15 protein-coding genes are annotated in these 14155 nt (G+C 69.3%); 12 read left to right on the top strand and 3 right to left on the bottom strand.

The window, feature by feature from the left end; all coding sequences use genetic code 11:
* Positions 1–61: 61 nt before the first annotated feature.
* Entirely contained in the window at positions 62–670 is a 609-nt protein-coding gene (locus AC1RIF_RS02060; protein WP_492599706.1) for a TetR/AcrR family transcriptional regulator, read from the bottom strand.
* A gap of 76 nt (positions 671–746) precedes the next feature.
* Here AC1RIF_RS02060 and AC1RIF_RS02065 point away from each other — a divergent pair, with 76 nt between their 5' ends.
* The 10 genes from AC1RIF_RS02065 (at position 747) to AC1RIF_RS02110 (ending at position 9410) form a co-directional block, all read left to right on the top strand.
* Positions 747–1511, top strand: a complete 765-nt coding sequence (locus AC1RIF_RS02065) for a crotonase/enoyl-CoA hydratase family protein (protein ID WP_492599707.1) — start codon at positions 747–749, stop codon at positions 1509–1511.
* Positions 1512–1539: 28 nt separating this feature from the next.
* A complete protein-coding gene (locus AC1RIF_RS02070; protein ID WP_492599708.1) occupies positions 1540–2814 on the top strand; it encodes a hypothetical protein in 1275 nt (424 codons plus the stop codon).
* Between the two features lie 83 nt (positions 2815–2897).
* Positions 2898–3413: a hypothetical protein gene (locus AC1RIF_RS02075; RefSeq protein ID WP_492599709.1), complete on the top strand. Its 516-nt coding sequence runs from the start codon at positions 2898–2900 to the stop codon at positions 3411–3413.
* A 47-nt stretch (positions 3414–3460) separates the two neighbouring features.
* Positions 3461–4306 carry a DUF4097 family beta strand repeat-containing protein gene (locus AC1RIF_RS02080; protein WP_492599710.1) on the top strand — a complete coding sequence of 282 codons (846 nt, stop codon included), beginning with the start codon at positions 3461–3463 and terminating at the stop codon, positions 4304–4306.
* A gap of 32 nt (positions 4307–4338) precedes the next feature.
* On the top strand, positions 4339–5301 hold the full coding sequence (locus AC1RIF_RS02085; RefSeq protein WP_492599711.1) for an ATP-binding cassette domain-containing protein: 963 nt from the start codon (positions 4339–4341) through the stop codon (positions 5299–5301).
* A complete protein-coding gene (locus tag AC1RIF_RS02090) occupies positions 5298–6089 on the top strand; it encodes an ABC transporter permease (protein WP_492599712.1) in 792 nt (263 codons plus the stop codon). Before AC1RIF_RS02085 ends, AC1RIF_RS02090 begins: the two co-directional genes overlap by 4 nt.
* Positions 6090–6150: 61 nt before the next feature.
* Positions 6151–7611, top strand: a complete 1461-nt coding sequence (locus AC1RIF_RS02095; RefSeq protein ID WP_492599713.1) for a dihydrolipoyl dehydrogenase family protein — start codon at positions 6151–6153, stop codon at positions 7609–7611.
* A gap of 57 nt (positions 7612–7668) precedes the next feature.
* Positions 7669–8265 carry a hypothetical protein gene (locus AC1RIF_RS02100; RefSeq protein ID WP_492599714.1) on the top strand — a complete coding sequence of 199 codons (597 nt, stop codon included), beginning with the start codon at positions 7669–7671 and terminating at the stop codon, positions 8263–8265.
* Positions 8266–8272: 7 nt separating this feature from the next.
* Positions 8273–8911, top strand: a complete 639-nt coding sequence (locus tag AC1RIF_RS02105) for an RES family NAD+ phosphorylase (RefSeq protein ID WP_492599715.1) — start codon at positions 8273–8275, stop codon at positions 8909–8911.
* A 40-nt stretch (positions 8912–8951) separates the two neighbouring features.
* Entirely contained in the window at positions 8952–9410 is a 459-nt protein-coding gene (locus tag AC1RIF_RS02110) for an SRPBCC family protein (RefSeq protein WP_492599716.1), read from the top strand.
* Positions 9411–9428: 18 nt separating this feature from the next.
* On the opposite strand, the gene AC1RIF_RS02115 is transcribed toward AC1RIF_RS02110, so the two are convergent.
* Positions 9429–10064, bottom strand: a complete 636-nt coding sequence (locus AC1RIF_RS02115) for a TetR/AcrR family transcriptional regulator (protein WP_492599717.1) — start codon at positions 10062–10064, stop codon at positions 9429–9431.
* A gap of 176 nt (positions 10065–10240) precedes the next feature.
* Here AC1RIF_RS02115 and casG point away from each other — a divergent pair, with 176 nt between their 5' ends.
* Both casG and AC1RIF_RS02125 read left to right on the top strand, forming a co-directional pair.
* Positions 10241–11899, top strand: a complete 1659-nt coding sequence (gene casG / locus AC1RIF_RS02120; protein ID WP_492599718.1) for a steroid-24-oyl-CoA synthetase — start codon at positions 10241–10243, stop codon at positions 11897–11899.
* Positions 11900–11944: 45 nt separating this feature from the next.
* Positions 11945–13687, top strand: coding sequence for an N-acyl-D-amino-acid deacylase family protein (locus tag AC1RIF_RS02125; protein WP_492599719.1), 1743 nt, complete (start codon positions 11945–11947; stop codon positions 13685–13687).
* 36 nt (positions 13688–13723) lie between these two features.
* Here the strand turns inward: AC1RIF_RS02125 and AC1RIF_RS02130 are convergent, their stop codons facing one another.
* Positions 13724–14128, bottom strand: a complete 405-nt coding sequence (locus AC1RIF_RS02130; protein ID WP_492599720.1) for a DUF4259 domain-containing protein — start codon at positions 14126–14128, stop codon at positions 13724–13726.
* Positions 14129–14155: the final 27 nt, after the last annotated feature.

Consider the following 14155-nt stretch of genomic DNA (forward strand, 5'->3'; position numbering starts at 1 on the left):
GTGCTCCGTGAATCAGGACATTTGCTGCACCCAGTATGCGCCTGCACGGCAAACACACTGGTCAGCGTGTCGCGCGGACTCCACCGACCGCAGTGAGGGCGAACCGGACCAAGTCCTCGATCACGGCTGGATCGGCGCCGCCGGATGCCAGCGGGCCGGCCAGGACCTCGGCGGTGGCGCCGACCAGCGACGCCGCCACCAGCGGAACGTTCTGGGGTTCGAGCTCACCGTCGGCGATTCCGTCGGCGACAGCGGCGGCGAACGCGTCGGCGAAGGTGCGCCGGAAGATGAGGCGTTCCGCATCCACCGCGGCGTCGACGGGTTCCGCGAGCAATGTGTACGCCAGCTTCGGGTTTCGCATGGCCCGTCCGCCGAAGGTCTCGATCACCGCCGCGATCCTCTCGGCGGCCGAACGACCCGGCCCCGCAGCCGCGTTCACTTCGGCGACCTCCCGACCGACGATCTCGCGGAACACCGCGACCACGAGGTCCGACTTGCCGGAGAAATGCGTGTAGACGCTGCCGGTCGCGACTCCCGCACGGGTGGCGACCGCCGCGATCGTCAGGCCCTGATAGCCCTCCTCGGAGAGCACCGCGACCGCGGCCTGGAAGATGGCGTCGCATTGGGCCGCGAGACGCGCCTCGACTGCGGGGGTTCGACGGTAGGCCATGAGATCAGTGTCCCAGCAGGGCCCGCGAACCCGCGATTCCCCCGTCCCGCACCGTCACCCCGGGTAGCGTCGAACCATGCCGGTGCGCACAGAACGAGCCGGGCCCGTCACGACCATCGTGTTGTCCCGGCCCGACGTCCGCAATGCGGTGGACGGGCCCACCGCCGCCGCTCTGGCCGATGCATTCCGCGAGTTCGACAACGATCCCGACGCCGCGGTCGCGGTCCTGTGGGGCGAGGGTGGCACGTTCTGCGCGGGCGCCGATCTCAAGGCACTGGGCACGGACCGGTCCAATCACGTCACCCCCGACGGCGACGGCCCGATGGGACCGACCCGTATGCAATTGTCCAAGCCGGTCGTCGCCGCGATCTCGGGGCACGCTGTGGCGGGCGGCCTGGAGTTGGCGTTGTGGGCAGACCTGCGAGTTACGGAGTCCGACAGCGTCTTCGGGGTCTTCTGCCGACGGTGGGGCGTACCACTGATCGACGGTGGCACCGTTCGGCTGCCCCGCATCATCGGCGCGGGACGCGCCATGGACCTGATCCTGACCGGCCGCGCGGTCGGCGCCGACGAGGCCCTCGCGATAGGCCTCGTCAATCGGGTGGTGCCGCCCGGGCAGTCACGGGCCGCCGCCGAGGCGTTGGCCACCGAACTCGCCCGCTTCCCGCAGACGTGCCTCCGCGAGGACCGGATGTCGGCGCTCGAGCAGGAGGGGCTGTCCGAGGCGGACGCCCTGGCGTCCGAGTTCCGGCACGGCATGGTCGCGGTCACCGTCGACGCGCTCGGCGGCGCCGCCCGGTTCGCTGCCGGCGAGGGCCGACACGGCAGCTTCGGCAGCTGAGGCCCGCCTGGCGGTAACGTCCGATCCCATGGACCGGTTGACCATGGTGGACGAGATCTTCCTGCGCCGACATCACGGCTACGGGATGCCGATCGTGATGCAGGGGTTGTGGCGCACCGCCGACGCCGTGGACGTCGGGGTGCTCGAATCGGTTCACGCCGCACTCTCGCGGGGCGCACTCGGACGGCGGGTGGTCCGGCCCCGAATGCCCGGCGCCCGGCCGCGGTGGGAGGCGAGCACCGCCACGCACCCGCTGCGCTACGGGATGCACCCGGTCGACGACGTCGTGGCGTGGGCCGACGCGTGCGCCGACGTGGACGTCGATCCGGAGTCCGGGCCGGCGTGGGCACTGTCGGCGGCACCGATGTCGGGCGGCGGCACCGCGATCTCCTTGGTGTGTTCGCACGTCGTCGCCGACGCGCGCGGACTCGTGTCGGCGGTGGACGCCGCACTCACCGGCAGGCCCCCGGCTCCGGCACCGGCTCGGACGTCGGATGTCGCCGATGCCGCGCGAACCGTGGGCGCCGTACTGGTCGACGGCGCGACGGCCTCGCTGGGGCTGGTGTTCAGCGCGACGCGGCGCCGCGAGCTGCGCGAGTTCCGCGAGACGGCGGCCGCCGACCGCCGGCCGGACAGCACGCACGTCACGACCGGGACGACCACCGCGATCCTCGACGTCGACGCCGCGGCGTGGGACGCGGCGGCCGCCGCGGAGGGCGGCACCGCCAACAGCCTGTTCATCGCACTCGTCACCGCGGTCGCAGATGCCGCCGGCGTCCCGATGCCGCTGCACATCAGTGTGCCGGTCGACACCCGCGCCTCCGACGCTGTCGACAACGCGCTGGTCATCACTGAAGTGGTTGCGACACCCAATGATTCACTGGCCGATATCCGCCGGCTGAGCAAAGAGGCGTTCGCCCGGCCGCCGATGGGCGCTCCGTCCGGATTCCCCGAGGAGATCGCGCAGATCCTGCCCGACCGCCTCGCGAACCGTCTGACGGCCGGGGCCGGGGAACGGGACGCGCTGTGCTCGAACATCGGCCGGTTGCCGGATGCTCTGGCATCACTCGGCCCCTATCGGACCACCGGTGTCGCGACCCGCGCCATGCATCCTGGGCTGTCCGTGGACGGGCCGGCCTCGACCACCACGCGACTGTCCGGCTACATGTGCGCCTACGGCGACACGTACACATTGTCACTGGTCGGAGTCGATCCGCGGCACTTCGGAGACTCCGGTCGGCTCCGCGACCTGGCCGTCGCCCAACTCGGAGCGCGGGGACTCTCGGCACGCCCGTGGCGCTAGACGGCACCAAGCGGCATCAAATTGGCACCACCCATTTTCGGATACTCATTTACATGGCATCACATTGATGCCATAGTGGTGCCATGAACCTGGAACCGTACGTCAGCGCTCTTCAGCACGACCTCGCAGTCGCGGCCGAGGCCGGTGGCCCCGACGCCCGTGCACTCGCGGAGCGGCTGACCGCGCCACTCGATTCGGCAGTACGCCTGGCGCTGCTCGATGCGCTGTCGGCAGCCGCCGGCGAGATCACCCGCGACCTCGCCCCGGGATCGGTCGATCTGCGACTGCGGGGCCGCGAGCCGAGCTTCGTGGTCACTCCCCCGCCCGCCGAGCCCGTGCAGGGCAGCGACGAACCGTCGAGCCCCGAACCCTCGTCCCGGGCGGCCGAAGTCGACGAGGGACCCATGACGCGGATCAATCTTCGTCTGCCACAGGACCTCAAGGACCGCGTCGAGGAAGCGGCGCGAGTCGCCGGAATGTCGGTCAACGCATGGCTGGTTCGGTCCGCCGCCACCGCGCTCGACGAGGGCGGCGGCACGAGACGACCCGAGCGTCGTGCCCCGACGGGCGGCGACCGGTTCACCGGCTGGGTCCGCTGACCCCGACTGCGCGCCCGAACCCCGCACATCACACACCGAGGATCACGATGCCCACTTTCAGTACTACCGAACCGATTTCGGCCACTCTCTCGTTCGTGGTCGGTGACGCCACCGTCACCGCCACCGACCGGGACGACACGGTCGTGGAGATCCGCCCCAGCGACCCGCACCGCGACTTGGACGTGCGCGCGGCCGAACAGACCCGGGTCGAGTTCGCGTCGGGACGACTCGTCGTCAAGGCGCCGCGGCCCCGAGTGCTCGGCGTGTGGGGCAGGGCCGGGTCGATCGACATCACCGTCGAGCTGCCGACCGGCTCCGGGGTCGAGTCCGACGCCTCAGTCGGCGCTTTCCGCTCCACCGGCCGGCTCGGCAACTGCCGGCTGAAGACCGCGACCGGCGACATCCGCCTCGACGGCACCGGCGACCTGACCGTGAACACGGGCGCCGGCGCGATCACGGTCGAGAGCATCGGCGGTGACGCAGATCTGTCGACCGGATCGGGCCGGATCGAGGTCCGGCGCATCGACGGCAACGCCCTCGTCGAGAACTCCAACGGCCACAACCGGATCGGCTCCGTCGCCGGTAATCTACGGGCCAAGACCGCCAACGGCGACGTCGTCGTCGGTAGCACCGGGGGCGACGTCGACGCGGCGACCGCCAACGGCGAGATCCGGATCGGCGAGGTGACGCGCGGCGTCGTGTCGCTGCGCACCGGGAACGGTGAGGTCGAGACCGGTATCCGCGAGGGCACCGCCGTGCGCGTCGACGCCCACACCTCGTTCGGCAAGGTCCACAACCTACTCACCGAGACCTCCGGCCCGGCAGCGACCGAGGATCGGGTCGAACTGCGAGCGCGTACGAGTTTCGGCAACATCATCATTCGCCGCTCCTGACCGGAGCGGACCACAACTCGAAAGGCGGAACAATGACGGCCACGGTTTCCACAGCATCAGCAGTTCGAGTTCGATCCCTCCGGAAGTCGTTCGGGGACAAGGTGGTACTCGACGGAATCGATCTCGACATCGACGAGGGCACCATCTTCTCGCTGCTCGGCCCCAACGGCGCCGGCAAGACCACCGCAGTGAACATCCTCTCCACCCTCGTCCCGCCCGACGCGGGCGACGTGCGCGTGGCAGGTCACGACCTGAAAAGCGACCCGGATGCGATCCGCAGTTCGATCGGTGTCACCGGCCAGTTCTCCGCGGTCGACAGTCTCCTCACCGGCATTGAGAATCTGCTGTTGATGGCCGATCTCCATCACCTGGGGCGGGACGCTGGACGGCGCCGGGCGGGCGAACTGCTCGAACGATTCGATCTGGTCGCTGCGGCCTCGAAACCCGCCGGAAGCTACTCGGGCGGCATGCGACGCCGACTCGACCTCGCGATGACGCTGGTCGGACGTCCCCGGATCATCTTCCTCGACGAGCCGACGACGGGACTCGATCCGCGCAGTCGCCGCACGATGTGGGACATCATTCGCGAACTCGTCGCGGGCGGCGTCACGATCTTCCTGACGACGCAGTACCTGGAGGAGGCCGATCAGCTCGCCGACCGGATCGCTGTCCTGGACGGTGGCCGGCTGGTCGCAGACGGCACACCGGCGGAACTCAAGCGGCTCGTTCCCGGCGGACACGTCCGCCTCCGATTCGCGGATGTCGACGAACTGTCCACGGCTGCACGCTCTCTCACCGAGTCCACTCGCGACGACGAGAACCTCACCCTGCAGGTCCCCGGCGATGGCAGCATCCCGTCGCTGCGGTCGATTCTCGACCGTCTCGACGCCGACTCGATCGAGGTCACCGACCTCTCGATCCACACTCCCGATCTCGACGACGTGTTCTTCGCTCTGACCGCCCGTTCCGACTCCCCGAAGGAGGCTTCGCGATGACCACTCTCTCCTACGCCGTGAGCGATTCCGCCACGATGCTGCGGCGCAATCTACGGCACATGATCCGGTACCCGTCGATGACGGTGATGCTGATCGGAATGCCGGTCGTCCTCCTGCTGCTGTTCGTCTACGTCTTCGGTGGGACACTCGGTGCGGGGCTGGGAGACCCGTCCGGTGGCCGCGGTGCATACGTCGACTACGTCACACCCGGCATTCTGTTGATGACCGTGGCCAGTTCCGCTCAGGGAACGGCGATCTCGGTCGCGACGGACATGACGGAGGGCATCATCGCCCGGTTCCGCACGATGGCGATCTCCCGCGCGTCGGTCCTGACCGGGCACGTCGTCGGCAGCATGATCCAGACGATGCTCAGCCTGGCGGTGGTGACCGGCGTCGCCGTTCTCCTCGGATTCCGGCCGACGGCCGGCCCGGTGGAGTGGGTCGCCGCAATCGGACTGCTCGCGGCGTTCACGCTCGCGATCACGTGGCTGTCGGTCGCACTCGGCCTGGTCTCGCAGAGCGTGGAGACGGCCAGCAATCTGCCGATGTTCCTGATCCTGCTGCCGTTCCTGGGCAGCGGGTTCGTCCCCACCGACTCGATGCCGACAGGACTGCGCTGGTTCGCCGAGTACCAGCCGTTCAGTCCGGTCATCGAGACCCTCCGCGGCCTGATGCTCGGCGGACCGATCGGCACCAACGGTGTGCTCGCGGCGGCGTGGATCGTCGGAATCGCGGCGTTCGGGTACATCTGGGCGAAGCGCCTGTTCGAGCGGCGCTCGGCACGCTGAACCCGCTCGTGGCCCGACCGGAAGCGGCGCGAAACCGCCCGGTCGGGCCTACCGTTGATTCATGGCTCCCGAAGAGTTCGATGTCATCGTGATCGGTGGCGGGCCGGCCGGGGAGAACGCGGCGGCCTATGCCATTGCCGGAAGCGGCCGCACTGCGGCACTCGTCGAACACCAGTTGGTGGGCGGCGAGTGCTCGTACTGGGCGTGCATGCCGTCGAAGGCACTGCTGCGGCCGGTGGAGGTGCTCGGCACCGCGCGCCACATGCCGGGTGTGGAAGAGAAGGTCAACGCCTACGGACTGGACGTCGAGGCGGTCTTGGCGCGCCGGGACGGTTTCACACACAACCTCGACGACTCGTCACAGGTCCTGTGGGCCGATTCGATCGGCATCGACGTGATCCGCGGCAGCGCGCGGATCACCGGTGTCCGTGAGGTGACCGTGGGCGACCGGGTGCTGCGGGCCCGGCACGCGGTGGTCCTCGCGACCGGCACGACGGCGAGCGTGCCCGACCTGCCGGGCCTGCGCGCCGCGCTGCCGTGGACGTCGCGCGACGCGACGAACGTACGGGAGGTCCCGAAGCGTCTCGCGGTGGTCGGCGGTGGCGTCGTGGCGTGCGAGGCTGCGACGTGGCTGCACGAACTCGGCGCCGGCGAGGTGACGCTCGTCGTCCGCGGATCCCGTCTACTCGACCGCACCGAACCCTTCGCCGGTGAACTCGTCGCCGAGAAGATGCGCAAGCACGGCGTGAACCTCCGCTTCGGTACCGGCGTGGTGTCGGTCGCGCGGCACGATCCGTCGGACACCGGTATCGGCCGGATCCACGGCGGACCTGTCACGCTGACGCTGCGCGGTGACGGCTCCGACCCGGAACTCGAGGTCGACGAGATCCTCGTCGCGACCGGGCGCACCCCTGCCACAGCAGGATTGGGAATCGAGGCACTCGGCATCCCCGGCCTGGCGCCCCACGGCTACGTCACCGTCGACGACCACCTCACGGTCGCGGGCGTCGACGGTGACTGGCTGTACGCCGTCGGCGACGTCAACGGCCGGGCCCTGCTCACCCACATGGGCAAGTATCAGGCGCGGGTGTGCGGCGACGTGATCGCGGCACGGGCGGAGGGTCGACCGCTCGACGGGCCCCGTTTCGTGGCATCCGCCGATCATGGGCAGGTGCCGCAGGTGGTGTTCACGACACCCGAGGTCGCGGCGGTCGGCCTCACCGAACGCCAGGCCCGCGACGAGGGCATCGACGTCGACGTGCTGGCGGTCGACATCGACGTCGCCGGCGCCGCCCTGTCCCGCGACGACTACACCGGACGGGCCTCGCTGGTGATCGACCGGGCCACCGACACCGTGGTGGGCGCGACGTTCGTCGGGTCCGGGGTCGCGGAACTGGTGCACGCGGCGACGGTCGCTGTGGTGGGCCGGGTACCGGTCGAGACGCTGTGGCACGCGGTCCCGTCGTACCCGACGGTCAGTGAGGTGTGGTTGCGGTTACTCGAGGCCCGTCGACAGTCCTGAGGGACTGGCTGACACGATCGGTACGCGGTACGCTTATGGCACATTTGGAGGTGGGCCATGCTCGTCGACCGCGACCGTGCACGCGACTCGATTCACGCGCTGTCCGATCAGGATCTGGTGGAACTGCTCGCCGAGGAGTTCTCCCGTCGACCGAACCTGCGCCCCGTCCGCGACGACGTGACCGCACTGATGGCGATGGGCCCGGCACTCGCGCTGCAGCACGAACGTGCTGTCGCCAACCCCGCCGCCGCCGCGGTGGCGCGCACGCGCATCGTGTCCTCGGCGCTGCGCTCGCTCGTCGACGATCACGAGATGTTCGACTCCACGACCGTGAGCCGGGTGCTCGGCAAGTCGGCCACCAGCCGAAACACCGCCAGCCGCCTGGCGGCGGCGGGCACCGTCATCGCACTGCCCGCGTCCGGTCACAAGCTCTTCCCCGCCTTCCAGTTCGACGTCGAACGCCGTGAGGTGCGGCCGATCGTCGCCGAGATCAACCGGACGATCGGCGCCAAGGACGACCCGTGGGGTGTCGCGTCGTGGTGGCTCAGCCCGACCGCGTTCGCCGACGATCCGCGCTCCCCTGCGGCGCTCGCCGTCGCGGGTGGGCACGAACAGGATCTCCGGGACATGGCCGACGACCTGATCCCGGACTGAGCGGCCCGTGACCCACCCGGATCCGCCCGCGCAACTGCCCCCCGCTCTAGTCGTCACGATCCCCGCCGACACATCGGTGTGGCGTATCCACAGCGCGGCCCGGGGCGCCGCCGATCTCAACCCCATCCCCCGCCCACGCCCGCGCGCCGGCGGCAGATTCGACAGTCTCGACGGCTCCTACGCTTACCTCTATCTCGGCGACAGTCCCGCCGCCGCGGTCGCGGAGACCCTGTGCCGGAACCTGCCGGTCGACCAGTCTCCGCGGCTGATTCCGCGGGTCCAGATCCGCGGACGCGTGCTGAGCGAGTTGCGCACCACCCGCCCGGTGCGGGTGGCCGATCTGACCGGCACCGGCGCCGCACGCCTCAATGCCGGCGTGTGGCTCACCAAGTGCGATCCGTCCGGCTACCTGGCCACAAGGCGTTGGGCCGCAGCCGTTCTCGCGGCCAATTCCGGGATCGACGGCCTGCAGTACCGGCCCCGGCACGACGAGAACAATCTCGCTTGGATGCTCGCCGGCTCCCCCTCCACCGCCGCGCACCCCGCGGTCACGGCTGTCGGCGGCGTGGTCCCGCTCGAATCTGCGGACGGGCACTACCTCCTCGGGGCGTTGCTCACGGCACACAACGCAGCGTTGGCGCCGTGATCGGCCCCGCCCACGACGACCGGCATGCAACACTCGTGACGTGTCGTCGACGCGAATCCGCCGGATCCTGCACGCCCCACGCGAGCGGGTCTACCGCGCACTGACCGATCCGACCGCGATCGCGACGTGGCGAGTGCCGGCCGAAATGAGTGCACAGGTACACGAGTTCGATGCCCGGCTCGGCGGGAAGTTCCGGATCTCGCTCACGTACGACTCCCCCGACCGGACAGGAAAGACCAACGCCCACACCGATACCTACCATGGGCATTTCGCCGAGATCGTGCCCGGAGAAAAGGTGGTCGAGGTCCTCGAGTTCGAGACCGACGATCCCGCGATGCGTGGCGAGATGACGATGTCGATCATGTTGCGTGACAACGATCGCGGCACCGAACTGATCGCCGAGCACGAGAACCTGCCGCCGGGCGTCGATCCTGCGGACAACGAGTTGGGATGGAACGAGGCACTGGACCGACTCGCCACGCTTGTCGAACACGGGTGACGACCCCACAGCCCCCCGTCAGGGGGCGATCGGTGCGGTCAGTGCCGGGAACCAGATGTCGGTGAGGACCTCCGCCGCCTGCGCGCGGGGAACTTCGATCGTCCCCTGGAGTGCCCACCGGGTGAAGAACCGCTCGAGCTGTGCGACGAGTAGTTCGATACGCAACCGGGCCTCGTCCTGCCGGTCCTGCGGCCAGCGCGCCAGGTACTGCGCCATCGAATTGGGCAGGGCGAGGATCCCGTCGCGGGACGTCTCTCGGAACGACGGTTCGAGAGCGACCGCCTCGTCCCATGCGGGCAGGATGTCCTTACACTCGTCGAACCAGTCGATCGCGCGGTTCACCCAGGCAGTGAACTCCGCGCGGGAGCCGGTGTGGAGTACGCGGTCGAGATCCTCGTAGAACTCGAAGGCACTCGGCACCATCTTCTCCGCACTGATGGCGCGCAGGATCTCGACCTTGCCGGGAAAGTGCAGGTAGAAGGTGGCGCGGCTGCAGCCGACCGCGGCGGCGATGTCGTCGACGGTGACCGCCGCGTAGCCGCGCACGCAGAACAACTCCCGAGCGCACTCCATCAGCTTGGTACGGGTCCACAACTTCTGTTCGTCTCGCAGACTTCTGCGCCGGCTCTTGATCTCGTCCGCAGCAACTCCCACGCCTAGACGATCGCGCACGCGGACGGGCGCAGGCAAGTCGAATCGAGGGTCGAATGACGGATCGTCATTCACTTGACACATCGTCAGCCAAGTTGAAGTATGACGCACATCACTCTACCTGGGCGCCGGTGCCGATCACGGCGACCACACCTGCCCGCGTCGAAAGGAACCACCTCGTGACCAAGTCTGTCGACCCACAGGCCTACATCGCGTCCGTCATGGCCGGACTGACGGGGGCGGGCGGGCCGTTCGAACTCCACGAGGAGGACGTCCTCGGGGCCCGCATGCCGGTGATGAAGCACCGCGATCGATCGCTGGGAGACGTCCTGGCCGCCTCCATCGCCTTCGGCGACCGCGACTACCTGGTCACCGAGGATCGCCGGATGAGCTACGCCGAGCACGGGGCGGCCGCCGTGGCCCTGGCCCGCGCACTGCGGGAACGGTACGGCGTCGGCAAGGGCGACCGGGTCGGCATCCTCGCCGCGAACACGCCCGAGTGGGTCGTGTCGTTCTGGTCCGCGCAGGCACTCGGTGCGATCGCGGTCGGATTCAACGCGTGGTGGACCGCACGGGAGATCGAGTACGGCATCGACCACGCCCGGCCGTCGGTACTGATCGTCGACGCCAAGCGCGCGGCGCTCCTCGACGGCCTCGATGTCGACGTCCCCGTCCTCACGATGGAGGACGACCTGCCGCGACTGATCGACGAGTTCGCGGGCGCCGACCTGCCCGACGCGATCGTCCTCGAGGACGATCCCGCGGTGATCCTCTACACCAGCGGCACCAGCGGCCGCCCGAAGGGCGCGGTGCACTCGCACCGAAACCTGTTGGCCGTCATCGGCTATCACCGCTACAGCGACGCCCTCGCCGCGGCATTCACGGGCGCACCGGTGAGCGACGGGCCGAGCGATCTTCGCTATCTGCTCACCTCGCCCCTGTTCCACATCGCCAGCCTGCACAACCTCGTCGTCCCGCGTCTGGCCACGGGCAGCGCGGTGGTGATCTACGAGGGTTCGTTCGACGCAGACCGGGTGCTGCGACTCATCGAACGTGAGAAGGTTACGAACTGGGGTGCGGTGCCCACCATGGCGAGTCGCCTCCTCGAGCACGACGACGTGACGCGTTACGACCTGTCGTCGCTGACGTCTTTCGCGCTCGCGTCGGCGCCGTCGTCGCCGGGCTTCCAGCAGCGTCTGCGAGAGAAGTTGCCGTTCGCCCGCAACGCACTGGTCGACAGTTACGGGCTCACCGAGTGCAGCACCGCCATCTCGGTCGCGACACCACCCGACCTGCAGGCATTCCCCGGCACCCTCGGCAGGCCCATCATCGGCGTCAGCGTCGAGATCCGCGACCCGTTCGGCGATCCGGTGCCCGACGGAACCGAGGGCGAGATCTGTGCGCGCAGCCCGTACGTGATGCTCGGATACTGGGGCGACGACGCGGCGACCGCCGCCGCCATCCGCCCCGGCCGCTGGCTGCACACCGGCGACTTCGGGGTGATCGAGAACGGGATGGTGCGCCTCACCGGGCGTCGCTCCGATCTGATCCTGCGCGGCGGAGAGAACGTCTACCCGGTCGAGATCGAGCAGTGCCTCGACGAGCATCCCGCGATCGCGGAGTCCGCGGTGGTGGGAGTCGACCATGCCGACCTGGGGCAGGAGGTCGGTGCCGTGGTGGTCGTCCGTCCGGGGATGTCGGTGACCGAGGACGACCTGCGGGAGTTCGCGTCCGAGCGTCTCGCGTACTTCAAGGTCCCCACCCGGTGGAAGATCACCACCGACTCGTTGCCGCGCAACGCAACCGGAAAGACGATCCGTACACGAATCGCTCTGTGAGCGAGCACGTTCCCCGTTCCCCGCGGTGAGAGAGGCAAGATCCCCATGAGCTACGACGCGATCGTCAAGAACGGTCGGTGGTTCGACGGCACCGGCGCCCCGTCCGCGCCCCGGCACCTCGGCATCCGAGACGGACGGGTCGCCACGGTCTCGGCCGCGGCGCTCGACGAGACCGGCTGCCCGCGGGTGATCGAGGCGGCCGGCAAGTGGGTGATCCCCGGCATTCTCGACATCCACACCCACTACGACGTCGAGGTCCTGCTGCGTCCCCAGCTCGACGAGTCGGTGCGGCACGGCATCACGACCGTGTTCGTGGGGTCGTGCTCGCTGTCGACGGTCCACGTCGGACCGTCGGACGCGGGTGACCTGTTCGGCCGGGTGGAGGCGATTCCCCGTCGCCACGTCGTCGAAGGTCTCGAGGACAGCAAGACGTGGGGGTCGGCACGCGAGTACGTCGCCGCCCTCGAGGACCTGCCGCTGGGGCCGAACGTCGCGGCGTTCATCGGTCACTCCGACATGCGGGCGGCACTGATGGGACTGGACCGGGCCACCCGCAAGGAGGTGAAGCCCACCGACTCCGAGCTCGCCGAGATGGAGCGGCAACTCACCGAGGCGCTCGACGCCGGGTTCGTCGGGATGTCGTCGCAGCAGCTGATGTTCGACAAGCTCGACGGCGAGGTCTGCCGCTCGCGCACCCTGCCGTCGACGTATGCGACAGCGCGGGAACGTCGCCGGCTCAACGCAATCCTGCGCCGACGCGGCCGGGCCCTCCAGGGCGGCCCGGACGTCGCGCGACCGCAGAGCCTGGTCGTGATGGCGCTCAGCAGCCTCGGCATCTTCCGCAAGCGACTCAAGGTCAGCCTGCTGTCCGCGGCCGACGTCAAGGCCATTCCCGCTGTCGCGCACATCTTCCCCGTCATCGCGAAGGTCCTCAACCGCCTCGGCGGCGACTTCCGCTGGCAGCATCTGCCGGTCCCGTTCGAGGTGTACTCCGACGGCATCGACCTACCGGTGTTCGAGGAGTTCGGCTCGGGCGCCGCCGCACTTCACCTGTCCAATCAGATCGACGAGCGTCGCGCACTGCTCGCCGACGAGGGCTACCGGCGCCGGTTCCGGAAGGACTACGACAAGAAGTACGGCCCACGGGTGTGGCACCGCGACTTCTTCGACGCCGAGATCGTCGAGTGCCCCGACGAATCGGTCATCGGAAAGACCTTCGGTCAGGTCGGGGTGGACCGCGGTGGCGTGCACCCCGTCGACGCCTTCCTCGACCTGGTGGTCGAATACGGCCCAAAGGTGCGGTGGCGCACGACCATCTCGAACCATCGGCCCGAGGTGCTGAACATCCTGGCCGCCGACCCCGGTGTGCAACTGGGCTTCTCCGACGCGGGCGCGCACCTGCGGAACATGGCGTTCTACAACTTCGGCCTGCGCTTCCTGCGGCGGGTGCGCGACGCCGAGCGAGCGGGCAAGCCGTTCCTGTCGCCCGAGCGCGCCGTGCACCGGCTCACCGGGGAACTCGCCGACTGGTACGGCCTGGACGCGGGGCACCTCCGCGAAGGCGACCGCGCCGACCTGGTGGTGATCGACCCCGAACGCCTCGACGCCTCGCTCGACGCCTACGCCGAGTGCCCGATCCCCGAGTTCGACAACCTGTCCCGGATGGTGAACCGCAACGACGACACCGTCACCGCGGTCTTCGTCGGCGGTGAGTACGTCTTCGGCGACGGGCGGCCCGACCCGCTGCTGGGTTCCTCGCGGACCGGGCGCTTCCTGAAGGCCCAGTGACGCTCGGAGGGTGCAGCGGGTCCGGGAGAGCGCCGCTCAGCTCAGCGTTCTGAGGCTTTCCAACCTGCTCAGGATAGGTGCCCGCCACTCCTCGAGATCCTCCGGGCCGTTCTCTGCCCACAGCTCGTGAAGCTCGGAGGTGTCGCTGTCGGCGATGGAGCGTTCGAGCGTCGTGAGGATCCACGCGCGCTGATCCGGCGTCAGGGACCCGGTGTACGCGGCGGCGTCGATGCCCTCGAACTGTGGGGGCACCGGGCGGAGTCCGTGCGCCACGGCGACGACCTCCGCCAGCACGACGGCGGCCTGCGCGTCGTCCGCCTCGAGGTACTCCTCGTCGACATGGCGGGTGTAGTCGTCGATGTCGAAATCACCGGCCCGGAGCGCGTCGAGCAGGTCGCCCGCTCCGTCGTTCTCGAACGGTCCCGATCCCCAGGTCCCCATCCCGCACTCCTCCTGATCTGCGGGCCG

It is taken from the genome of Prescottella sp. GW823-FHT02E09 (genome assembly GCF_058797375.1).